Origin of the sequence: Kribbella alba (assembly GCF_039529635.1) — a bacterium.
GTDB classification, from domain to species: Bacteria; Actinomycetota; Actinomycetes; order Propionibacteriales; family Kribbellaceae; genus Kribbella; species Kribbella alba.
In genome coordinates this window covers 226,434-248,094 of the sequence record NZ_BAAANE010000002.1, presented here as the reverse complement: position 1 = coordinate 248,094, position 21,661 = coordinate 226,434, and the positions used below count along the sequence as shown (strand labels likewise).

The 21,661-nt window shown below is 68.0% G+C and carries 19 protein-coding genes; 15 read left to right on the top strand and 4 right to left on the bottom strand.

Translation table 11 applies throughout. From position 1 onward, the window contains the following. The first annotated feature begins 114 nt into the window (after positions 1-114). A complete protein-coding gene (locus tag ABD210_RS03160; protein ID WP_344108447.1) occupies positions 115-243 on the top strand; it encodes a hypothetical protein in 129 nt (42 codons plus the stop codon). A gap of 3 nt (positions 244-246) precedes the next feature. Next, the gene (locus ABD210_RS03155; RefSeq protein ID WP_344108445.1) at positions 247-651 is read left to right on the top strand and encodes a hypothetical protein; all 405 of its coding nucleotides are present in this window, start codon (positions 247-249) and stop codon (positions 649-651) included. Between the two features lie 870 nt (positions 652-1,521). On the opposite strand, the gene ABD210_RS03150 is transcribed toward ABD210_RS03155, so the two are convergent. Continuing rightward, positions 1,522-2,811, bottom strand: a complete 1,290-nt coding sequence (locus ABD210_RS03150) for a class I SAM-dependent methyltransferase (protein ID WP_344108443.1) — start codon at positions 2,809-2,811, stop codon at positions 1,522-1,524. Further along, positions 2,808-4,193 carry an FAD-binding oxidoreductase gene (locus ABD210_RS03145; RefSeq protein ID WP_344108441.1) on the bottom strand — a complete coding sequence of 462 codons (1,386 nt, stop codon included), beginning with the start codon at positions 4,191-4,193 and terminating at the stop codon, positions 2,808-2,810. The genes ABD210_RS03150 and ABD210_RS03145 overlap by 4 nt, the downstream gene beginning before the upstream one ends. A gap of 141 nt (positions 4,194-4,334) precedes the next feature. On the opposite strand from ABD210_RS03145, the gene ABD210_RS03140 reads away from it, so the two are divergent. The 3 genes from ABD210_RS03140 (at position 4,335) to ABD210_RS03130 (ending at position 6,747) form a co-directional block, all read left to right on the top strand. After that, positions 4,335-5,264, top strand: coding sequence for a 2-hydroxyacid dehydrogenase (locus tag ABD210_RS03140; protein ID WP_344108439.1), 930 nt, complete (start codon positions 4,335-4,337; stop codon positions 5,262-5,264). A 78-nt stretch (positions 5,265-5,342) separates the two neighbouring features. Further along, on the top strand, positions 5,343-6,431 hold the full coding sequence (locus ABD210_RS03135) for a WD40/YVTN/BNR-like repeat-containing protein (protein ID WP_344108437.1): 1,089 nt from the start codon (positions 5,343-5,345) through the stop codon (positions 6,429-6,431). A 34-nt stretch (positions 6,432-6,465) separates the two neighbouring features. Further along, positions 6,466-6,747 carry a ubiquitin-like small modifier protein 1 gene (locus tag ABD210_RS03130; RefSeq protein ID WP_344108435.1) on the top strand — a complete coding sequence of 94 codons (282 nt, stop codon included), beginning with the start codon at positions 6,466-6,468 and terminating at the stop codon, positions 6,745-6,747. Between the two features lie 63 nt (positions 6,748-6,810). On the opposite strand, the gene ABD210_RS03125 is transcribed toward ABD210_RS03130, so the two are convergent. After that, complete coding sequence (locus ABD210_RS03125) at positions 6,811-7,599, bottom strand: DinB family protein (protein WP_344108432.1); 789 nt, start codon at positions 7,597-7,599, stop codon at positions 6,811-6,813. A 543-nt stretch (positions 7,600-8,142) separates the two neighbouring features. Between ABD210_RS03125 and ABD210_RS03120 the strand changes: the two genes are divergently transcribed. The 7 genes from ABD210_RS03120 (at position 8,143) to serA (ending at position 18,132) form a co-directional block, all read left to right on the top strand. Next, complete coding sequence (locus ABD210_RS03120) at positions 8,143-9,126, top strand: hypothetical protein (protein WP_344108430.1); 984 nt, start codon at positions 8,143-8,145, stop codon at positions 9,124-9,126. A gap of 149 nt (positions 9,127-9,275) precedes the next feature. Further along, entirely contained in the window at positions 9,276-10,982 is a 1,707-nt protein-coding gene (gene ilvD / locus ABD210_RS03115) for a dihydroxy-acid dehydratase (RefSeq protein WP_344108428.1), read from the top strand. Between the two features lie 480 nt (positions 10,983-11,462). Next, positions 11,463-13,211: an acetolactate synthase large subunit gene (locus tag ABD210_RS03110; protein WP_425552614.1), complete on the top strand. Its 1,749-nt coding sequence runs from the start codon at positions 11,463-11,465 to the stop codon at positions 13,209-13,211. A 79-nt stretch (positions 13,212-13,290) separates the two neighbouring features. Further along, positions 13,291-13,950 carry an acetolactate synthase small subunit gene (ilvN, locus tag ABD210_RS03105; protein WP_425552613.1) on the top strand — a complete coding sequence of 220 codons (660 nt, stop codon included), beginning with the start codon at positions 13,291-13,293 and terminating at the stop codon, positions 13,948-13,950. A gap of 113 nt (positions 13,951-14,063) precedes the next feature. Next, a complete protein-coding gene (gene ilvC / locus ABD210_RS03100) occupies positions 14,064-15,083 on the top strand; it encodes a ketol-acid reductoisomerase (protein WP_344108955.1) in 1,020 nt (339 codons plus the stop codon). Between the two features lie 96 nt (positions 15,084-15,179). Then, positions 15,180-16,382 (top strand): S1 family peptidase, encoded by a 1,203-nt coding sequence (locus ABD210_RS03095; protein WP_344108423.1) that lies wholly within the window; start codon positions 15,180-15,182, stop codon positions 16,380-16,382. A gap of 151 nt (positions 16,383-16,533) precedes the next feature. Beyond that, a complete protein-coding gene (serA, locus tag ABD210_RS03090; protein WP_344108421.1) occupies positions 16,534-18,132 on the top strand; it encodes a phosphoglycerate dehydrogenase in 1,599 nt (532 codons plus the stop codon). Between the two features lie 309 nt (positions 18,133-18,441). Here the strand turns inward: serA and ABD210_RS03085 are convergent, their stop codons facing one another. Beyond that, positions 18,442-19,008 carry an O-methyltransferase gene (locus ABD210_RS03085; protein WP_344108419.1) on the bottom strand — a complete coding sequence of 189 codons (567 nt, stop codon included), beginning with the start codon at positions 19,006-19,008 and terminating at the stop codon, positions 18,442-18,444. A 256-nt stretch (positions 19,009-19,264) separates the two neighbouring features. On the opposite strand from ABD210_RS03085, the gene ABD210_RS03080 reads away from it, so the two are divergent. The 3 genes from ABD210_RS03080 to ABD210_RS03070 all read left to right on the top strand — a co-directional run bounded on the left by ABD210_RS03080 (position 19,265) and on the right by ABD210_RS03070 (position 21,639). Beyond that, positions 19,265-19,417, top strand: a complete 153-nt coding sequence (locus ABD210_RS03080) for a hypothetical protein (protein WP_020392829.1) — start codon at positions 19,265-19,267, stop codon at positions 19,415-19,417. After that, on the top strand, positions 19,414-20,463 hold the full coding sequence (locus ABD210_RS03075; RefSeq protein WP_344108417.1) for a 3-isopropylmalate dehydrogenase: 1,050 nt from the start codon (positions 19,414-19,416) through the stop codon (positions 20,461-20,463). Before ABD210_RS03080 ends, ABD210_RS03075 begins: the two co-directional genes overlap by 4 nt. An 84-nt stretch (positions 20,464-20,547) precedes the next feature. After that, a complete protein-coding gene (locus ABD210_RS03070; protein ID WP_344108415.1) occupies positions 20,548-21,639 on the top strand; it encodes a branched-chain amino acid aminotransferase in 1,092 nt (363 codons plus the stop codon). Positions 21,640-21,661: the final 22 nt, after the last annotated feature.

Sequence of the window (21,661 nt, the reverse complement as noted above, 5' to 3'; positions counted from 1 at the left end):
GTTGGGTCGTGGCTCTACTGGGCGGACTGCTCCGAACAGCCTGAGCGAGAAACTCGCGATGGAGTCTGCGATGTCCAATCCTGGTGCGGCCGGGTTGTACCTTTGAAGAAGGGTATGACTGACCCTCGCTGGCCCGGATCCGATGGGTGGGTCAAGATGACCCAGAACGTGAACGGCACGGAGATCCACTACGTGATGAACCGCGGTACTGGCCAAGTCGACGACTTCAAATTCCCGGGTTAGACGATGCAGCTCATATGCAGATTCAATAAGGGTGACCAGCTCGTACCTCAGCGCTTCGAGGAGGGGTACACGCCAGCGACAGAGTTTCACCTCACGGTGGGCCAAACGTACGCCGTACACGCGATGGCTCTGTGGGAGTCTGGGCTGGTCACCCTCCTCGTGGACGACACAGGCCGGCCGGGCTGGCAGCCTGTGGAGCTGTTCACAGTCGCAGACCACCGAGTTCCGGCGGACTGGGAGTTTGATATGGGGGAGCCCACCGACATGGTTAAGGCGATCTGGGGCTACTCGGCACTTATCCAGGACCCTGACCATCATGACGCTCTCTCAGAGCTCAAGCCCGCCGCGCTGGAAATATTTTGGTCGGAAGTGCAGCGGAGAACGGCCGACGAGCCGGTGTCTGACTAGATTGTCTTGTCGTAAGGGCGCGTGCCCATTGCCGGGTTTCGACTGGCTATGGATTGCCAAGAAGCGACGAAGCGATGTCGCCTTTCCTGGTATTAGCGCGTCTAGGGCATTGCGGGTGAGTTCGGTCATTCGCTTAGCCCTGGACTTGCAGTAACGATGTGATCGCGGGGTCGACACGCGTCGTACATGTAGAGAAGTGCCTTACCTGCAAGGGATTCTGGACTTGTCTAGAGCTCAGAATGGCCCGAGAGGGAAGGCACTTCGTAGGTGGAGAATACAACGACGTCCGGCGGTCACAGTGACGGAATCAGCAAGGCTGAGGCCGGCGACTTTATGACGCAGTTCACACAGGCGATGGCTAAGGCGCGGGAACTGACTGGATGAGTCGCGGAATTTCTTGTCGGCGACCTGCGTCGAGCTCAACTGAAGTCTTCCCGTGATTGTCTAGTACGACGGCCGTGGTTCGTGATGATGCTTTCGGTAGGGGGCCGCGGACGGCTGGGTGGGTGCGGCCCTGACCAAGAGTGGGGACCTGGGACAGGTAGTCGGGTCCTTGAACAGGCTATTTCGTGTCCGCGGTCCCGGGTTGGTGTTCAAGGCCACCACTTCTTGGCGGCTGCGCGGCCACCGAGTCGGGTGCTGATCAAGGGCGGCGTGGTTTCGGCGGGTTCGTGAGCCCCGCAGCGCCAACGCTGATCAACCGCGGCCGATTGCCTCCAGCCGAGCGTGCGTAGGCCTGCTCGCGACCAGGACCCCCAGGTTGTGAGTGCCGGCAGTCCGGGCGCTGTCCCCCGCAACATCACAAACTCCGGCTCTAGTTCGAGGCGGTTGACCACCCGAGCCCCGGGCGGTCAACCGCCTCGCGTCAGTTCAGCTTCCCCAGGTGGGGCGGAGGGGGAAATGGGCGTTGGCTTCGTCGTCTAGCTTTACGGCGAGGACCTGGTGGAGTTGGGTGTTGTTGCGTTCGAAGCCGACTCGGCAGGCGGCTAGGTAGAGGCCCCAGACTTTGGCGGTGGGGTAGCCGACCTCGGCCACTGCTTCGTCCCAGTGGGTGACGAGGTTTTCGGACCAGCCGCGCAGGGTGAGGGCGTAGTGCTCGCGGAGGTTCTCCTCGTGGCGGACCTCGAAGCCGGCGTCCTGGGCGTCGGCGATGATGCGGCCGGAGCCGATCAGTTCGCCGTCGGGGAAGATGTAGCGGTCGATGAACGCGCCGGTCGAGCGGAAGCGGTTGTCCGGCCGGGTGATGGTGTGGTTCAGCAGCCGGCCGCCGGGCTTCAACCGATCCAGCAGGAAGCCGAAGTACGACGGGTAGTTCCGTACGCCGATGTGTTCGGTCAGGCCGATCGAGCTGATCGCGTCGAAGTCGCGCTCGGCCACATCGCGATAGTCGGAGAAGCGCACCTCCGCCAGGTCTTCGAGCCCCTCACGCTTGATCGCAGCCTGCGCCCACTCGGCCTGGGCGGCGGAAAGCGTCACGCCGAGCGCCTTCACGCCGTACTCGCGAGCCGCGTGCCGGACCATCCCACCCCAGCCGCAACCGACGTCGAGCAACCGCTGGCCGGGCTTGAGATCCAGCTTGCGCGCGACCAGGTCGTACTTCTCGTACTGCGCTTCCTCCAGCGTCGCGTCCTCCGTCGGGAAGACGGCGCAGGTGTACGTCATCGACGGTCCGAGGATGTACTCGTAGAACGTGTTCGACACGTCGTAGTGGTGATGGATCGCGGCCTTGTCGCGGGTGCGGGAATGCCGCAGACCCTCGAAGGTACGTCGCCACTTCGGCAGGTGCTCCTGCGGCGGAGGTGGTGGCGGCTTCAGGTGGCTCCAGCCGAGGCCGCGCACGATCCGCAGCGCCTCCGAAGGCGTGGGACGCTCGAAGTGCAGGTGGTTGAGCATCATCTTCATCAGGTCGTACGGGTTGCCCGGATGGACGCCGGAGATCTCCAGGTCACCCTGCACGTAGGCGCGAACCATGCCTAGGTCACCCGGCGCGGTCAGGACATACGACAATCCGCGCTCGGTGGCCAGATGCATGTGAATGGGGGAGTCCTCGGGCCCGGTCGCACTGCCGTCGTACGCGGTGAACCGGAAGGGGAGTCCATCAGGCGCCACCGTCGTGAGCGCTGCTGCGATCGAAACCTGCGTCGGGAGTGTTGCCGTCATCGGCGCGTCACCGCCTTCTCGTAGAGCCCGGTCAGCCGGGCGTCAGGGTCGTAGCGATCTTTGACCTCTTGCAGGGCCGGGACGTTGTAGAGCTGGTCGAAGGTGTCTCGGTCGTAGTAGGCGTCGGAGTACAGGGACTTGTGCCCGTCGAAGTCCGCGACGGCTGCTTCGATGCGCCGGTTGACGTCACCGTCGGCGGCGCCCGGGGCGATCGGGACGGTACCCCAGAAGCCCACGTTGATGTAGGTCTCGCCGGGCTTCAGTGGATAAAGCGGCCAGGCCTCGCCGGCGGGGTCGCGCAGCCGGAGCGGACACAGCCAGACCGGGCGCATGCCGACCTCGGCGTCGAACCAGCGCAGGAATCCGGCCAGCTGCGAGGCCGGGATCTCTACGTCCTGGACGACCCTCTCGCGATCCGGGTGTCCCTTTCGCCGATTGATGCGCGCGGCAACTTGATGGCGGTTCTCGAAGCCGATGATCTTGTGGTAGACGTCGCTGCGCCTCAGGCGCCGGGGCCAGATCCGCCGTATATAAGGGTTCTGAGCCCCGAAGGCGGCCGAGCACCAGAACCAGTCGGTGTCCCAGCGCCACAGGTAGTCCTCGGCCGTGAGGAAGTCGGTCGTCCGCTGCTGGATCGACTTGTAGAAGATCTGCTGGCCCGTGTAATCGCTGGTCTCCACCGCGGCGTCGCTGTTCCGTCCCAGCGTGAGGTAGGCCTCATCGGGGCTGAAGGCAACGCCGTCGACGAAGTGCACGGGCTGGTCGTCGTACGTGCCGCCGGCAACGATCGACTCGATCGCCGGAGCCAGTTCGTCCAGGCCGAGCCGCACGTGCCGCAGCGCGACGTACGGCGAGATCGGGTCGAGCTCGATCCGCAACCGGGTCGCGTAGCCGAGTGATCCGTAGGAGTTCGGGAATGTCCTGAACAACTCGGCGTGCTCGCCCTTCGGCCGAGCGGTGACGAGGTCGCCGGAGCCGGTCAGGATGTCGAGCTCCAGCACGGACTCGTGCGGCAGCCCGTTCCGGTACGACGATGACTCGATCCCGAGCCCGGTCACCGCGCCGCCGAGCGTGATCGTGCGCAGTTGCGGCACGACCATCGGCATCAGGCCGTGCGGGAGGGTCGCGGCAACCAGGTCCTCATACGTACACATGCCCTGTACGTCGGCTGTGCGCGCGGCTGGATCGACACTGATGACGCCGGTCAGCCCGGAGACGTCGAGGCCGGGTGTCTCCACGGCCGTTCGAGGGCGGAACAGGTTGGAGCTGCGCTTGGCCAGGCGAACAGGTTGTCCCGCCGGGATGCGCTGGTAGGACGACCGCAGCCGCCCAACCGCCTGATCGTGATCGAGGGTCGAGGCCAGATCCGATGTCGAAGGCACCGATCCAGAGTACGACGCTGACGCCGGTTCCGGCACAAGATTCCGGTAGGTTCGAGTGCACTTGAGAACCACTCGGTCCAGTGGTCCTACCGGCGAACGGCTGCTCGAAATCCGTCCGGGGGAGCGAGTAGGTTTCTGGTCATGGCTGATGTGGTGAAGACGTGGCTGCCGTGGGAGGACCCGGACAGCTTCCTGGGCGGGGTGCCGGCGGGAATCGAGGTCGACTACTACGCGGGGGGCGACCTGCCGCCGTCGCTGGACTCGGTGGAGTTCTATGTCCCCGGTTATATGGGCACTTCCGGGCTCGCCCTCATCAAGGAAATGCCGGCGCTCAAGGTGGTGCAGACCCAGACCGCGGGCTTCGAGAACTTCCTGCCGCATCTCGGCGAGGGAGTCACCTTGTGCAATGCGCGGGGTGTCCACGATGCCTCCACCGCGGAGTTGGCGGTCGCGCTGATTCTCGCGTCGTACCGGCGGTTGCCGCGCGCGGTGAAGAATCAGGAGCGCGGTGAGTGGCCGTCGTCGTACGTCGAGATGGACGACTCGCTGGCGGACCGGACCGTGCTGATCCTCGGGTATGGCTCGATCGGGGAGGCGCTGGAGCGGCGGCTCGGCGGCTTCGAGTGCGAGGTGATCCGGGTGGCGCGCCGGCCCCGCGAGGGTGTCTTCGCGATCACGGACCTGTCCGACCTGCTGCCGAAGGCGGACGTCGTCGTGCTGCTGACCCCGGCGACGGACGAGACGCGCGGCATGGTCGACGCGAAGTTCCTCGGCGCACTGAAGGACGGAGCTCTGCTGGTCAATGTCGCTCGCGGTGTCATCGTGGACACGGACGCGTTGCTCGCCGAGCTCGGCGCCGGCCGGATCAGCGCGGCGCTGGACGTGACCGATCCTGAGCCGTTGCCCGCGGGGCATCCGCTGTGGTCTGCTCCGAACGTGCTGATCAATCCGCACCGGGGTGGTGCCTCGACGGCCTTCGAGCCGCGGGTGGCCCGGTTGGTGCGCGCTCAGCTCGAGCGCTATACCCGGGGCGAGCCGCTGATCAATGTGGTTGCGGGACCGCCGCGCTAGGCGTTTGATCGGAAACTGTCGGTGGGGTCGGCTTGGGTAGGAACAGCCGCAAGGGCGTTCAGGTAAGGGAGGACAAAGATGTCCGAGGCAGTACTGCTGATCGGGACCAAGAAGGGTCTTTGGATCGGCCGCAGTGACGCTGATCGGCAGACCTGGACGCTCGATGGGCCGAAGTTCGAGATGCAGGGCGTCTACTCGGTCGGCATCGACACCCGAGGCGATCGGCCACGCCTGTTCGCGGGTGGGACCAGCGAGCACTGGGGACCCGCTGTCTTCCACTCGGACGACCTCGGCCAGAGCTGGGCCGAGCCCCCGGAGGGCTCGATCGGGTTTCCTTCGGACGCCGAGGCGTCACTCGAGCGCGTTTGGCAGATCCAGCCCGGCCCGGCCGACCAGCCGGGCGTCGTGTACGCCGGTTCGCAGCCTTCCGCGCTGTGGAAGTCGATCGACGGGGGAGTCAACTTCGAGCTGGTTCGTGGGCTGTGGGACCACCCGCATCGCAAGGACTGGGGAGCAGGGTTCGGCGGCCAGGCGGTCCACACAGTGCTGCCTCATGCGACCGATCCGGAGCGAGTGTGGGTCGCCATGTCGACCGGCGGCGTCTACCGGACCGAGGACGGTGGCAAATCCTGGGAGCCGGCCAATCAGGGCATCAAGGCGCCCTACAGGCCGGATCCCTACCCCGAGTTCGGGCAGTGCGTGCACAAGCTGGCCGGCCATCCCGAGCAGCCGGAGCGGATGTTTGCGCAGAACCACCACGGCGTCTACCGGTCCGACGACGGAGGCGCGATCTGGAAGTCGATCGCGGACGGCCTGCCTTCTGACTTCGGCTTCCCGATCGTGGTTCACCCGCACGAGCCCGACACCGTCTATGTCTTCCCGCTGATCGCCGACGGGAACAGGATCCCTACCGACGCGAAGTGCCGGGTCTATCGCTCGCGCGACGCCGGGTCCACCTGGGAGGCCCTGACGAACGGCCTGCCCGACGTCCCGTCGTACGCGCCTGTCCTCCGGGACGCGCTGTGCACGGACCAGGGGACGCCGGCCGGGGTTTATGTCGGCACGCGCGACGGGTGTGTCTACGCGAGCGCCGACGCGGGCGACAGCTGGACCGAGGTCGCCCGGCATCTCCCGGACGTCCTCACCGTCCGCGCCGCACTCATCTGACCTGTACTACGGACTGCGAGCGCGGGGTGATGCGATGAAGGTCGGGGTGAAACTGCCGACGGTGCTGAGGCCGTTCGCGGGAGGGATCGAGCGGGTCGAAGTCGAGCCGGACGAGCCGAACGTGGGCGGGGTCTTCGCCGCCCTGGAGGCTGACCATCCGGCGCTCCGGCGTCGCCTGACCGACGAACAAGGCGCCCTACGCCGGCACGTCAACGTCTTCCTGGAAAACGACAACATCCGAGACCTCCAGGGCCTCGGCACCTCCCTCGACGACGGCGCCGAACTCCTGATCCTCCCCAGCGTCGCCGGCGGCTGAGCCCGGTCAGGTGATCAAGACCCCGGCTGATGCGGCGGCGGGATGGTCCGGCGGTTCGGTGGACTAAGTGGCGGTCGGTTGGGGGCGGGACTCGAGGCTGGTCAGGTCGCGCTCGGCGTACAGGCGGTGGGACCAGCCCTCGTTGACCACGGCCTGGAGGCAGCGGCGTACGGCGTAGGTGCCTGCTTCCGGGTAGCCGGGCGGCGGGATCGGGGTGGTGGTGCCGGCCAGGACGTCGTCGGTGAGGTCGGCGAGCACCTTGCGTACGACGGCCAGGCGGTCCGCGCGTAGAGCGAGGACCTCGTCGAGGGTCGGGCGTGCGGCCGAGTCGTTGGGGACGCTCGAGTCGTGGGGCATGTCAGCGTGCGGCAGGTCGAGCGGATCGTAAGGCGACGGATCGCCGAGGATCGCCCGCTTGACCCACGCGTCGATGCCGAAGACGACGTGGCGAAGAGTCTCGATGAAGGACCACTCGTCGTCGACGCGCTCGTGGAGGAGTTCGGGCGGCAGCCGGCGGGCGCGCTCGATGGTGGGCTCCCACGAGTGCTCGACCACGGCCCACGCTTCGCGGAAACCCTTGGCGTCGGACGGGTGGAGCTTGGTCCGCTCGGGGTAGCGGCGGTTGAGTTCAGCTTCGATCAGCGGGCCGACGTCGACCCCGTTGATGCGTACGTTGTCGAGGTCGCCGTCGATCTCGACGTCCGCCAGCAGGGCGCCGCGGATGCTGACGCCCGTCAGGTCGACGAGGCGGAAGCGAGCCCCGCTCAGGTCGACATCCTCGAACCGGGCGCCGGTGAGGTAGACGTCCTCGAACCGGGCGCCTCTCAGATTCTGCCCGCTGAACTCAACCATCCAGCGAGCATGCCACCGACCAGCACCCACTTCCACCCACCGCGAACCCCAGACCCCAGCATCCACGACCACCTGCCGCGACCACCGCGATTCGCTCAGACCCCCAGCGGGCACGACCACCTGCCGCGACCACCCGCGAATCGCCCAGACCCCAGCACGCACGATCACCTCAACGGCGTCCCCAAGCTGCCGAGCAGACCCGGCGAGTGCCGCCCCACCCCAGAAGAGTTGGTGCCGTAACGGGGCGTCGCGCTGATGGTTCCAAGCCTCCGCGAACGAATCTTTGTGCACCGCTCAGCCGTTTCAAGGTCCGAGAAATGGCTGGGCCATGCACAAAGTCAAGGGCTTGGGGGCTGGTTTGGCGGGCAGTGGATGCCGAGGTCCTGCACCCCGAAGGCGGCGATGGTTGGGTCGGACCAGGTGCTGGCGCAGGGGATGGCTGCCGGTAGTGGAGCTCTCGCTCGGTTTGAGACCAGCCCGGGGTTCTTTGCAGCTTGTTGCAGTTGGGGCTCGGAAGGCGGCCTGCGGCCCTAGGATCCGCTGATGGGAATCTTCGGGCGTAAGTCAGGTGGAGTGATGGAGGGGTTGGTCCTCGACCGCACCTGGGCGGACCAGGAGCTGGACGCGGCGATCGCCGCGCTCGAGGGCGGCGATCTCGACAAGCCGCTCGAATTGCTCAAGGGTCAGACCTTCGATCCCGATCGTCGCGCCACCTGGGTCGGCGGCCTGGGGCTGGCCGCCGTTGGTCGCAGTGATCAGCTGCAGTCTCGCCTCGATGCCGCTCCGGGCGACCCTGAGTTGCTCGTCTGGCTCGCCCAGACGCTGGTCCGCGAGGCCTGGGAGGCTCGGTCGGCCCTGCGAGCGAAGCATGTCTCCGACGAGCAGTTCAAGACCTTTCACCAGATTCTCGAGGTCGCCCACGAGGTGATCGACGCCGCGATCGAGGCGGCGCCCGACGATCCGACGCCGTGGCTGGTGTACCAGTGGATCGCGATCGGCCTACAGGCCCCACAGGACGTCCAGGGCAAGATCTTCGAGTCCGCGCTTGCTCGTCAGCCGGACAGTCATATGGCCCACTCCAACCGCGTTCAGGCGATCGCACCCAAATGGAGCGGACGGCCGGTGGAGGACTTGCTGAGTTTCGGTGCGGAGACCGCGGCCAAGGCAGCGACCGGCCGGGTGCTGAACACTGTGCTCGTCGAAGCAGTGGTCGAGGCCGGCCTGAATGTGTTGACGGGCGACGAAGGGAACATCGGGAAGCGGATCATGGCGTCGAGTCGGCTGGACGATCAGTGGCGGGACGCGGTTCTGGCCAGCCGGGAGAAGTGGCTGGATCCGGATCGCTACCGCGAGCCAGGAGATCTCATCGCGCACAACTTCTACGCCTACTTCCTTCGCAACACCCGTCCCGAGCTCGCCCGGGCACACGCCGCATCCATGTTCGGTCGGGTGAGCTTCGTCCCGTGGTGTTACCGCGGCGACCCGCTGAAGACTTTCGGCAAAGCCTTCCCGCCCGGCAAACGCTGAGGACCCCGCGACCTCCACAGGCTCCCGCTGGAGGAGTTCGCCGAGGTGTTCCCGCCGGGCCGCCGCTGATCCCGAGAAGACGCCTGTGGCTGAACGGGGATCGGGAGGGCGGGGGTGACCGAGGGGTGGACGGTCATACAGTGAGATGCATGTCCGTGGATAGCAGTGATGCTGCGCAGAGCAAGCCCGACATCAAACCTCGGAGCCGTACCGTCACCGATGGCCTGGAGGCGACTGCCTCGCGCGGGATGTTGCGCGCGGTCGGGATGGGCGACGACGACTGGGTCAAGCCGCAGATCGGGGTGGCGTCGAGCTGGAACGAGATCACCCCGTGCAACCTCTCCCTCGACCGGCTCGCGAAGGCGGTCAAGGACGGGGTGCACGCGGCCAGTGGGTACCCGCTGGAGTTCGGCACCATCAGCGTGTCCGACGGCATCTCGATGGGTCACGTCGGTATGCACTACTCGCTGGTGAGCCGCGAGATCATCGCCGATTCGGTGGAGACCGTGATGGAGGCCGAGCGCCTCGACGGCTCGGTACTGCTGGCCGGTTGCGACAAGTCGCTGCCCGGCATGCTGATGGCCGCCGCCCGGCTCGACCTCGCGTCCGTCTTCCTGTACGCCGGGTCGATCATGCCCGGCAGGCTCGGCGACAAGGACGTCACGATCATCGACGCCTTCGAGGCGGTCGGTGCCTGTGCCCGCGGCCTGATCAGCCGGGAGGACGTGGACGCGGTCGAGCGCGCGATCTGCCCCGGCGAAGGCGCCTGTGGCGGCATGTACACCGCCAACACGATGGCGTCGGCGGCGGAGGCACTCGGCATGTCGCTGCCGGGCTCGGCCGCGCCGCCCGCGGTGGACCGTCGCCGCGACGGGTTCGCCCGCAAGTCGGGTGAGGCGGTGGTGAACCTGCTGGCCAAGGGCATCACGGCCCGGCAGATCCTGACGAAGGAGGCGTTCGAGAACGCGATCGCCGTGGTGATGGCCCTGGGTGGTTCCACCAACGCGGTACTGCATCTGCTCGCGATCGCGCGCGAGGCCGAGGTCGACCTCAGCCTCGAAGACTTCAACCGGATCGGCGACAAGGTCCCGCACCTGGGCGACCTGAAACCCTTCGGGAAGTACGTGATGACAGACGTCGACCGGGTGGGCGGCATCCCGGTGATCATGCGGGCACTGCTCGATGCGGGGCTGCTGCACGGTGACTGCCTGACGGTGACCGGCAAGACGATGGCCGAGAACCTCGCCGACATCGCGCCGCCGGACGTGGACGGTACGATCATCCGGGCGCTGGACCGGCCGATCCACGGCACCGGCGGCATCACGATCCTGAACGGGACGCTGGCTCCCGAGGGCGCTGTCGTGAAGAGCGCTGGCTTCGATTCGGACGTGTTCGAGGGGACCGCGAGGGTCTTCGACGGCGAGCGCGGCGCGATGGACGCGGTCGAGGACGGGTCGATGAAGGCCGGCGACGTGGTGGTGATCCGCTACGAGGGCCCGAAGGGCGGACCGGGGATGCGCGAGATGCTCGCAGTCACGGGTGCGATCAAGGGCGCGGGCCTCGGCAAGGACGTCCTGCTGCTCACCGACGGACGCTTCTCCGGCGGTACTACGGGTCTGTGCGTCGGCCATGTCGCCCCGGAGGCCGTCGACGGCGGGCCGATCGCCTTCGTCCGCGACGGAGACCGGATCAGCCTGGACGTGAAGAACCGCACCCTCGAGTTGCACGTCGACCCCGAGGAGCTGGAACGCCGCCGCGAGGGCTGGACCCCGAAGACGCCCGCCATCACCAAGGGCGTCCTCGGCAAGTACGTCCGCCTCGTCCGCTCAGCCTCCGAAGGCGCCGTCTGCATCTAGCCCGTCCGCCCGCCGCAACCAGGGCTACCCCAGTTGCGGCGGGTTCCCTCACCGGTACAACCTGGAGTAGCCAACCAGCCCAGGCGGTACCCGCCGCGAAGCACCCGGGCCGAGCGCATGGTGAGCAGCAGGGCGGCTGGCGGGCGTCGCGAGCGATGTCTCGTGGGGCCGGTCGGAAGGTTTCGGATCTAAGACAGGTATCTCAGTAAATGAGACCGTCGGGCGCCAGGCTTGACCGGATCGAGGGAAGTCGGCAAAGGTGACTGCATGCGATCGATTCTCCTCGTACTTGTGCGGCGCGCCGACTGACGCGACCACCGAGTCGAGCGCGCCCCCTTCAGCCCACCCGGCGGAGGGGGTTTTTGTTTGCCAGGGCACCGTCCTGTGATCCAGGACCTGTCCACCGGCCCCAGGGCCGAGGACGATCGATCGCAACAAATGCACAACAGATCCACCGTGACAGACCTAGGGAAGGCACTCATGAGTGAGCAGATGACCGGGGCACAAGCTCTGATCCGCGCACTGGAACATGCCGGCGTCGACACCGTCTTCGGCATCCCGGGCGGCGCGATCCTCCCGGCATACGACCCGATGCTCGACTCGACCCAGATCCGCCACATCCTGGTACGTCACGAGCAGGGCGCCGGCCACGCGGCCCAGGGCTACGCCTCGGCGACCGGCAAGACCGGCGTCTGTATGGCGACCTCCGGGCCGGGCGCGACCAACCTGGTGACCCCGATCGCCGACGCGTACATGGACTCGGTGCCGCTGGTGGCGATCACCGGGCAGGTCGCCAGCGCCGCAATCGGCACGGACGCCTTCCAGGAGGCGGACATCCGCGGTATCACGATGCCGATCACCAAGCACAACTTCCTGGTGAACAACCCGAATGACATCGCCAGCACGATCGCGGAGGCCTTCCACATCGCCAGCACCGGCCGCCCCGGCCCCGTGCTCGTCGACGTCACCAAGGACGCGATGCAGGCGAAGGTCGACTTCGTCTGGCCGACCGAGCTCTCGCTGCCCGGATACCGCCCGGTGACCCGCCCGCACCCCAAGCAGGTGCGCGAGGCGGCCCGCCTGATCGCCGCCGCCGAGAAGCCGGTCCTGTACGTCGGGGGCGGCGTGATCCGCGCCAAGGCGAGCGCCGAGCTCAAGGAGCTCGCCGAGCTGCTCGGCATCCCGGTGGTCACCACCCTGATGGCCCGCGGCGCCCTGCCCGACACGCACGACCTGCACTTCGGGATGCCCGGCATGCACGGCACGGTCTCGGCCGTCGGCGCACTCCAAAGGTCTGATCTGCTGATCTGTCTCGGTGCGCGGTTCGACGACCGGGTGACCGGCAAGCTGGAGTCCTTCGCGCCCGAGGCGAAGGTGATCCACGCGGACATCGACCCGGCCGAGATCGGCAAGAACCGAGCCGCCGACGTGCCGATCGTGGGTGACTGCAAGGAGGTCATCGGCGACCTGATCGCCGCGCTGAAGACCGAGATCGCAAGCAACGGCCGGACCCCGGACTACTCCGCCTGGCGGGGCCTGCTGGAGTCCGTCCGGGCGAAGTACCCGCTCGGGTACGACGAGCCGGAGGACGGCAGCCTCTCCCCGCAGTACGTGATCCAGCGGATCGGTCAGCTCGCCGGGCCGGACGCGATCTACACCAGCGGCGTCGGCCAGCACCAGATGTGGGCCGCGCACTACCTGCCGTTCGAGAAGCCGCTGCACTGGCTGAACTCCGGCGGCCTCGGCACGATGGGGTACTCCGTGCCGGCCGCGATGGGTGCGAAGGTGGCCCGGCCGGACAAGACCGTGTGGGCGATCGACGGTGACGGCTGCTTCCAGATGACGAACCAGGAGCTCGTCACCTGCGCGCTGGAGGGCATCCCGATCAAGGTCGCGGTGATCAACAACCAGTCGCTGGGCATGGTCCGGCAGTGGCAGACGCTGTTCTACGACAAGCGCTACTCCAACACCGACCTGCACTCCGCGCGGATTCCCGACTTCGCCAAACTGGCCGAGGCGATGGGCGGCGTCGGGCTGCGATGCTCGGACCGGGAGTCCGTGGACGCCACGATCGAGAAGGCGATGGCGGTCAACGACATGCCGGTGGTGGTCGACTTCGTCGTGCACCGCGACGCGATGGTGTGGCCGATGGTTGCCGCCGGCACCAGCAACGACGACATCCAGATCGCCCGCGACATGGCGCCTAACTGGGACTCACAGGAGCTTTGATGACCGAGCAGCGCGAGGCAACAATCCACCACAGTCCGACTGGCGCCTCATCGGTGCCCGCAGCGAAGCGAGGACGTCGATGAGCAAGCACACCCTGTCGATCCTCGTCGAGAACAAGCACGGCGTGCTTGCCCGGGTGGCCGCTCTGATCTCCCGGCGCGGGTTCAACATCGATTCCCTCGCGGTCGGCCCGACCGAGCACCCCGAGGTGTCCCGGATGACCATCGCGGTCAGCGTGGACGAGCAGCCTTTGGAGCAGATCACCAAGCAGCTCAACAAGCTGGTGAACGTGATCAAGATCGTCGAGCTCGAGCCCAGCGCGACCGTCCAGCGCGAATTGCTGCTGGTCAAGGTGAAGGCGGACACCCTCACTCGTGGACAGGTGCTGGAGACCGTCCAGCTGTTCCGTGCGAAAGTGGTCGACGTGGCTCCGGACGCGATCACCATCGAGGCAACCGGCAATCCCGAGAAGCTCGAGGCCATGCTCCGGGTGCTGGAACCCTTCGGCGTCCGCGAGCTGGTCCAGTCCGGCATGGTCGCGATCGGCCGGGGCAGCCGCTCCATCTCCGACCGCACGCTGCGCCCGGTCCCGGTGCCGCCGCCGCACGTGGCGACCGGTGCTCCCGCTCTGCAGGCCCGCCCCGCGAACCCGACCCGCTCCGCCGACAACCCACCATCACACCCGGTGCCGGCGCCGCCGCCGGGTCACCGCCCCGCCGCCCCCGCCCGCCAGGGCTGAGGCGACCACCAGGCCAGTACCAGGCGAACCACTCGCGGCCGGCAGCGACGTACAGACCGTCAGTCGACCCTCCCAACAGAATTCAAGGAGACGAGCTCCAAGTGGCAGCAGAAATGTTCTACGACGACAACGCCGACCTGTCGGTGATCCAGGGCCGCAACGTGGCCGTGCTCGGCTTCGGCAGCCAGGGCCACGCCCACGCGCTGTCCCTGCGCGACTCCGGCGTCGACGTCCGCGTCGGCCTGCCGGAGGGCTCGAAGAGCCGCGCCAAGGCCGAGGCCCAGGGCCTGCGGGTGCTGACCCCGTACGAGGCCTGCGAGGAGGCCGACGTGATCGTCGTGCTGGCGCCGGACCCGGCCCAGCGCAGCCTCTACAAGGAGGCCATCGAGCCGAACCTGGTCGACGGCGACGCGCTGGTGTTCGGCCACGGCTTCAACATCCGCTTCGGCTACATCAAGCCGCCGGCCGGTGTCGACGTCTTCATGGTCGCCCCGAAGGGACCGGGTCACCTGGTCCGCCGTGAGTTCAGCGAGGGTCGCGGCGTCCCGGTGCTCGTCGCGGTCGAGCAGGACGCGACCGGCAAGGCCTGGGACCTCGCGCTGTCCTACGCCAAGGGCATCGGCGGCCTCCGCGCCGGCGGTATCAAGACCACCTTCACCGAGGAGACCGAGACCGACCTGTTCGGCGAGCAGGCCGTCCTCTGCGGTGGTGTCTCCGCTTTGATCCAGTCCGGCTTCGAGGTGCTCACCGAGGCCGGCTACCAGCCGGAGGTCGCGTACTTCGAGTGCCTGCACGAGCTGAAGCTGATCGTCGACCTGATCTACGAAGGCGGCATCGCCAAGCAGCGCTGGTCCGTGTCCGACACCGCCGAGTACGGCGACTACGTGTCCGGCCCGCGGATCATCGACGCGTCGGTGAAGGCCCGGATGAAGGAGGTTCTCGGCGACATCACCGACGGCACCTTCGCGGCCCGCTTCATCGCGGACCAGGACGCCGGCGCGCCGGAGTTCGCCGAGTTCCGCAAGCAGAGCGAGGCGCACCCGATCGAGGCCGTCGGCAAGGAGCTCCGCGGTCTGATGGCGTGGGTCAAGTCGCACGACGACGACTACGTCGAGGGCAGCTCCGCCCGCTGAGTCCGCAGTACCGATGCCCAGGTCGCCGAGCGGTGACCTGGGCATCGCGCTGTTCTCTGACAGAATCGGGGCACAAACGGATCGGGGAGGTAGGGGATGGACGACGGCCGGCGCGAGCTGCCGAAGCCACCCCGCCGTATCCCGGCCGGAGCGTCGCCCACGGTAGCCCCGACCGCGCGCACCACGATCCAGCCGCGGCCGAACGCCGCCCAGACCACGAAGCCGCCGAAGCCGCCACGGTTCCGCTTCCTGCTTCCGTTGATCGTGTTCGTGCTGGTGATCGGTGCGGGTGCGGGCTGGCTCGTCCGTGCGTACAGCCTGAGCCTCGACACCGACAAGGTCCTGCAGGCGAGCGGACCCACCGTCGTACGGGTGCTCGCGACCACGTGCAACGGGACCGGTCAGGCAAGCGGCCTGCTGCTGGCCAACGGCCGGGTCATCACCACTGCCTCGGCGATCCGGCAACCCGTCTCCATCGGCATCCTCACCGCCGACGGGCGAGTGCGCCGGGCCAACGTGCTTGGCGTCAACGCCGACGGGATCGCCGTCCTCCAGCTGCTGAGCCGGTTGGACAACCCGACCGCGAAGCTCGCGCTGAAGCTGCCCGACGCCAAGGCGGACCGCGCGATCATCGGCTACAACCAGGCCGGTGACCAATCAGTCGAGCAAGCCGGTACTGCGCTGCAGCCGCGAGCGTTGCGCGACATCCTCGACCCGGGCTCACTCGGCGCTCCCATGTTCGACAAGAGCGGCCAGGCGATCGGTCTGGTGGCGGGGGAAACCGTTGCCTCGAGCAAGGTGATCGGCCTCGACGAGCTCCGCCAGTACGCCGGTCCGGCCGCGCTGCCGATCACCCCGGAACCACTGGGGACCTGCCTGGCGCGGGGACCGCAGGCGCCGGTGAAACCGGACCTCAGTGTGGCCAACACCCCGTTGGCAGGCGAGGTCCAGCAGGTGCTCGGGGACTATCTCGACGCGCTGAACCGGCACGACTACCTCGCCATGCAGGCGACCTACTCCGCGCAGTTGGCGGCGAACGGCACCGAAAAGGACTTCGCGAACACACACGGCACGTCGTACGCGTTCGACGCCACCATCACCGACGTGGCGGCAGGGGCGGGCAACGGGGCGACCGCCCGGATGACCTTCACGGTGCTGTTCTCGCCGAAGAGCACCGGGGCCAACGGGCAGACCTGCAGCCGGCTGGACCTGAGATACCGGTTGGTGCGGGAGCAGGACAGGCTGCGGATCGACCAGGCGGCCAGCATGGCCACCGACCAGAGCTGCGACACCGACTGACCCCACGCTGCTGACCGACCCAGGCTGCTGCCTGAGGCGTGACACGGGGCCGAGGGGGTGGGCCGGGCGGCTGGTAGCATCAGGGACCAGCGGGCACAGCGCGGTGCTCTGACTCTTCGAGCCCCCAACCGCTTCTGCAGGAGATGTCTCCATGACTGTCGCAGCCCGACCTGTCGTCCTGATCGCCGAAGAACTCTCCCCGGCCACCGTCGAGGCGCTCGGCCCCGACTTCGAGATCCGGCACACCAACGGCGCCGACCGTGCCGAGCTGATCCCGGCCATCGCCGACGTCGACGCCATCCTGATCCGCAGCGCCACCAAGGTGGACGCCGAGGCGCTCGCCGCCGCCAAGCGGCTGAAGGTCGTCGCCCGCGCCGGTGTCGGCCTCGACAACGTCGATGTGAAGGCCGCCACCCAGGCCGGCGTGATGGTCGTCAACGCGCCGACGTCCAACATCGTCAGCGCCGCCGAGCTCGCCGTGGCCCTGCTGCTGGCCGCCGCGCGCCGCGTCCCGGCCGCCGACCAGTCGCTGAAGAACGGCGAGTGGAAGCGCAGCAAGTACACCGGCGTCGAGCTCTTCGAGAAGACCGTCGGCATCGTCGGCCTCGGCAAGATCGGCGTCCTGGTCGCGCAGCGGCTGGCCGCTTTCGGCATGAACGTGATCGCCTACGACCCGTACGTCCAGGCCGGCCGCGCCGCGCAGATGGGCGTCCGGCTCGCCTCCCTCGACGAGCTGCTGAGCGCCAGCGACTTCATCTCCGTGCACCTGCCCAAGACGCCCGAGACGATCGGCCTGATCGGCGACGAGCAGCTGCACAAGGTCAAGCCCGAGGTCATCATCGTCAACGCCGCCCGCGGCGGCATCGTCGACGAGCAGGCCCTGTACTCCGCGCTCAAGGAAGGCCGGGTCGCCGGCGCCGGGCTCGACGTGTTCGCCACCGAGCCGTGCACCGACTCCCCGCTGTTCGAGTTCGAGAACGTCGTCGCCACCCCGCACCTGGGCGCCTCCACCGACGAGGCGCAGGAGAAGGCCGGCATCGCCGTGGCCAAGTCCGTCCGGCTCGCGCTGTCCGGTGAGCTCGTCCCGGACGCGGTCAACGTCCAGGGCGGCGTGATCGCCGAGGACGTCCGGCCGGGGATCGCCCTGACCGAGAAGCTCGGCCGCATCTTCACCGCCCTCGCCGGCGGCGTGGCCCAGCAGCTCGACGTCGAGGTCCGCGGCGAGATCACCCAGTACGACGTGAAGGTGCTGGAGCTGGCCGCGCTGAAGGGTGTGTTCGCGGACGTCGTCGAGGACAACGTGTCCTACGTGAACGCCCCGCTGCTCGCGGCCGAGCGTGGCCTCGAGGTGCGGCTCGTCACCGACCACGACAGCCCGGAGCACCGCAACCTGATCACCCTGCGGGGCACCCTCGCGGACGGCGAGCAGGTCTCCGTGTCCGGCACCCTGGTCGGCGTGAAGCAGTCCGAGCGGCTGGTCGAGATCGACGGGTTCGACCTGGAGGTCGAGCTGGCCGCACACCTGGCGTTCCTCAGCTACGAGGACCGGCCGGGCATCGTCGGCGCGGTCGGCCGGATCCTTGGTGAGTCCGACATCAACATCGCCGGCATGCAGGTCAGCCGTGACCGCAAGGGCGGCAAGGCGCTCGTCGCGCTGAGCGTCGACTCCAGCATCCCCCCCGCGGTCCTCGACGACATCGCCACCGCCGTCCAGGCCGACACCGCCCGCGCGGTCGACCTCGAGGCCTGACCCACCTAGCTGTTGCGTCCGAAGTACCGGGGGTCCCGGCCCACGGTGTTGCGTCCGAAGTACCGGGGGTCCCGCCCCACGGTCGTTCGGACGCAACAACACCCCGGGGGAGCGGTTGACCCGGGGTACAGGTCAAACTGGAAGACAAGGACCGGCCTGCCGCCCGCAGGCGCATGGCGGCCGGCCAGGGCCCAGGTTCCTCCCGCCGGGAGGACCTGGGCCCACCTTTTGCCCGATCCGCAGGCCGGCCTCAGCCGGCGGAACTTGCCCGATCGGACGCCGGCCTCAGCCAGCGGAACGCAGTACGGGTCAGCGCTTGGTGGCGAGCAGTACTGCGGCGTCGGGGGCGACCATCACCTCGACGGTGGTGAAGCGTTCGTCCTGGAGCCACTCCTGCCGCAACCGGTCGACGCGTCCCTCGTACATCGGCGGCCAAACCATCGACGGGGTGAAGTCGTCCAGTACGACGAACCCGCCGGGCTCGACCGCCTCCGCGACCACGTCCCGCGCCGAGAGCTTCGCCTCGCGGGCGTCCACGAACAGCAGCGAGAACGGTCCGCGTTCGATCAGCGCGGTCCAGTCCGCCTCCAGCACCTCGATCCGCTCGTCGTTGGCGAACAGTTCGGCGACCGCCTTCGCGAGTTGCGGATCGCTCTCGGCGGTGACGATCTTCGTGCCCTCGGCAGCGCCACTGCGCAGCCAGGCGGAACCAACTCCGCAGCCCGTGCCGAGCTCGCCGAGGATGCCGCTCCGCGAGGCCGCGAGAGTGGCCAGTAGACGGCCCGTCTCGTTCCGGGTCGCGCTGACGAATCCGCGTCGGCCGGACAGGCTCAGGGCCGCTGAAACCAGCGGCGGAAGTTCTGGAGGAGCGCTCACCGGTTGAGAGTTGCACAGCATCGGGCCAGCGTTGTCACCGGCATCTCATATCCCGGGACAACGTGCCCGCATTGTGGCGAATTAGTCGCACGCCAGAGTATCTTCGGACCCATCATGCAGTTCGCGGTACGCCTTATTTGCTGCCGCGCCGGGGTTCGCTAAGGCCGACCCCCCGGCGCGGGTTCCGGCGTACCTCCCGCCCGGTAGCGCCACCGTCGGCCGTTTGGACAAACAGCGAGACCAACGGGAGAGCAGCATGTATGACATGTATCCGGCCAACTGGAAGGTCGTCGACGGACGCGAGCGCAAGGCAGCCCGCCGTCGGCGCCCCGCACCACGCCAGGCCGAGACCCAACCAGTCCAAGAGGCCATGAACCGCCGCGACAACGGGGGAGAACCCAAGAAGTGAGCACCCAGAACTCGTTCAAGCTGGCTGTCGTCGGGGGCGACGGGATCGGACCAGAGGTCACGGCGGAGGCCCTCAAGGTCCTCGACGCGGTCAGCGCGAACTACGGAGTCACCTTCGAGCGCACGGAGTACGACCTCGGCGCGAAGCGCTGGCACGCGACGGGCGAGACCCTGCCGGACGCCGAGCTCGAGGAGATCCGCAAGCACGACGCGATCCTGCTCGGTGCGGTCGGCGACCCGACGGTGCCGTCCGGCGTGCTCGAGCGCGGCCTGCTGCTGAAGCTCCGCTTCGCGCTGGACCACTACGTGAACCTCCGCCCGTCGAAGGTGTACCCGTCGGTCGGGTCGCCGCTGGCGAACCCGGGCGAGGTCGACTTCGTCGTCGTCCGCGAGGGCACCGAGGGCCCGTACGTCGGCAACGGTGGCGCCCTGCGCGTCGGGACACCGGCCGAGATCGCGACCGAGGTCTCCGTCAACACCGCCTACGGCGTCGAGCGGGTCGTCCGCGACGCGTTCGCCCGGGCGCAGGCGCGGCCCCGCAAGAAGGTGACGCTCGTGCACAAGAACAACGTGCTCGTGTACGCGGGTCACCTGTGGAAGCGGACCGTCGACGCTGTCGCGACCGAGTTCCCGGAGATCGCGGTCGACTACCTGCACGTGGACGCGGCGACGATCTTCCTGGTCACCGACCCCGCCCGGTTCGACGTGATCGTCACCGACAACCTGTTCGGTGACATCATCACCGACCTGGCCGCCGCGATCAGCGGGGGGATCGGGCTGGCCGCGAGCGGCAACATCAACCCGGACCAGACCTCGCCGAGCATGTTCGAGCCGGTGCACGGCTCCGCCCCGGACATCGCCGGTCAGCAGAAGGCGGACCCGACGGCGGCGATCCTGTCCACCGCTCTGCTGTGCGACCACCTCGGCCTGACCGAGGCCGCCGCCGCGATCGAGGCCGCCGTGACGGCCGACATCGAGGAGCGCACCTCAGCGCCGCGGACCACGGCCGAGATCGGTGACGCGATCGCCAAGCGCGCGGCCGGGTGATCCGATGTACGACGCCTGTTCGCGCGGCGTTGCGACGCCGCGGCACGCTCGCCTGACCACTTCGGCAAGAGGTACGGTGCGGCTATGAGCGCCGATCTGCAGTTCACCGTTGAGCCAAACACCCAACCGGCCAGCGACGACCAGCGCGCCCAGATCCTGGCGAACCCGGGATTCGGGCAGTACTTCTCCGACCACATGGCGATCGCCACCTGGACTCGCGAGAACGGCTGGCACGACGCGAGGATCACCGCCTTCGGTCCGCTGGAGCTGTCTCCGGCCACCGCGGTGTTCCACTACGCCCAGACCATCTTCGAGGGGATGAAGGCCTACCGGCACCCCGACGACTCGATCCACATGTTCCGGCCCGAGGCCAACGCGGCCCGGTTCGCCCGGTCCGCGAAGCGGCTCGCGCTGCCGGAGCTGCCTGAGGCCGCGTTCCTGGACTCCCTGCGCAAGCTGGTCGAGCTCGACAAGGCCTGGGTCCCCGCCGGCGGTGAGACCTCCCTCTACCTGCGGCCGTTCATGTTCGGCTCGGACCCGTTCCTCGGCGTCCGCCCGTCGGCCCAGGTGACGTACTGCGTGATCGCGTCCCCGGCCGGCTCGTACTTCGCCAAGGGCGTCAAGCCGGTCCGGATCTGGCTGAGCGAGGAGTACACGCGGGCGGCCCCCGGTGGCACCGGCGCGGCCAAGACGGGCGGCAACTACGCCTCGTCGCTGATCGCCCAGGCCGAGGCCATCGAGCAGGGCTGCGACCAGGTCGCCTTCCTCGATGCGGTCGAGAAGAAATGGGTCGAAGAGCTCGGCGGGATGAACCTGTACTTCGTGCTCGACGACAACTCGGTGGTCACCCCTGAGTTGTCCGGCACGATCCTCGAGGGCGTCACCCGCGACTCGATCCTCAAGCTCGTCACCGACCTCGGGTACCACGTCACCGAGCGGAAGATCTCCATCGACGAGTGGCGCGATGGTGCCGCCTCGGGCAAGATCCGCGAGGTGTTCGCCTGCGGCACGGCGGCCGTGATCACCCCGGTCGCCTCGCTGAAGTGGAACGGTGGCGAGGTCCAGGTCGCCGACGGCGAGTCCGGCCCCGTCACCAGCGCGGTCCGCACCGCCCTGCTCGACGTCCAGTACGGCCGGGCGTCCGACCCCCACGGCTGGATGACCAAGATCTGCTGACTCCCCGCCCAACCCATTGCTT

Excerpts from the sequence above, each read along its gene's own strand:
- ABD210_RS03135 (WP_344108437.1), top strand. The coding sequence starts at position 5,343 with ATGTCCGAGGCAGTACTGCTGATCGGGACCAAGAAGGGTCTTTGGATC.
- ilvD (WP_344108428.1), top strand. The coding sequence starts at position 9,276 with ATGTCCGTGGATAGCAGTGATGCTGCGCAGAGCAAGCCCGACATCAAA.
- ABD210_RS03120 (WP_344108430.1), top strand. The coding sequence starts at position 8,143 with ATGGGAATCTTCGGGCGTAAGTCAGGTGGAGTGATGGAGGGGTTGGTC.
- ABD210_RS03080 (WP_020392829.1), top strand. The coding sequence starts at position 19,265 with ATGTATGACATGTATCCGGCCAACTGGAAGGTCGTCGACGGACGCGAG.
- ABD210_RS03110 (WP_425552614.1), top strand. The coding sequence starts at position 11,463 with ATGAGTGAGCAGATGACCGGGGCACAAGCTCTGATCCGCGCACTGGAA.
- ABD210_RS03130 (WP_344108435.1), top strand. The coding sequence starts at position 6,466 with ATGAAGGTCGGGGTGAAACTGCCGACGGTGCTGAGGCCGTTCGCGGGA.
- serA (WP_344108421.1), top strand. The coding sequence starts at position 16,534 with ATGACTGTCGCAGCCCGACCTGTCGTCCTGATCGCCGAAGAACTCTCC.
- ABD210_RS03070 (WP_344108415.1), top strand. The coding sequence starts at position 20,548 with ATGAGCGCCGATCTGCAGTTCACCGTTGAGCCAAACACCCAACCGGCC.
- ABD210_RS03160 (WP_344108447.1), top strand. The coding sequence starts at position 115 with ATGACTGACCCTCGCTGGCCCGGATCCGATGGGTGGGTCAAGATGACC.
- ABD210_RS03095 (WP_344108423.1), top strand. The coding sequence starts at position 15,180 with ATGGACGACGGCCGGCGCGAGCTGCCGAAGCCACCCCGCCGTATCCCG.
- ABD210_RS03150 (WP_344108443.1), bottom strand. The coding sequence starts at position 2,811 with ATGACGGCAACACTCCCGACGCAGGTTTCGATCGCAGCAGCGCTCACG.
- ABD210_RS03125 (WP_344108432.1), bottom strand. The coding sequence starts at position 7,599 with ATGGTTGAGTTCAGCGGGCAGAATCTGAGAGGCGCCCGGTTCGAGGAC.
- ABD210_RS03155 (WP_344108445.1), top strand. The coding sequence starts at position 247 with ATGCAGCTCATATGCAGATTCAATAAGGGTGACCAGCTCGTACCTCAG.
- ilvC (WP_344108955.1), top strand. The coding sequence starts at position 14,064 with ATGTTCTACGACGACAACGCCGACCTGTCGGTGATCCAGGGCCGCAAC.
- ABD210_RS03140 (WP_344108439.1), top strand. The coding sequence starts at position 4,335 with ATGGCTGATGTGGTGAAGACGTGGCTGCCGTGGGAGGACCCGGACAGC.
- ilvN (WP_425552613.1), top strand. The coding sequence starts at position 13,291 with ATGAGCAAGCACACCCTGTCGATCCTCGTCGAGAACAAGCACGGCGTG.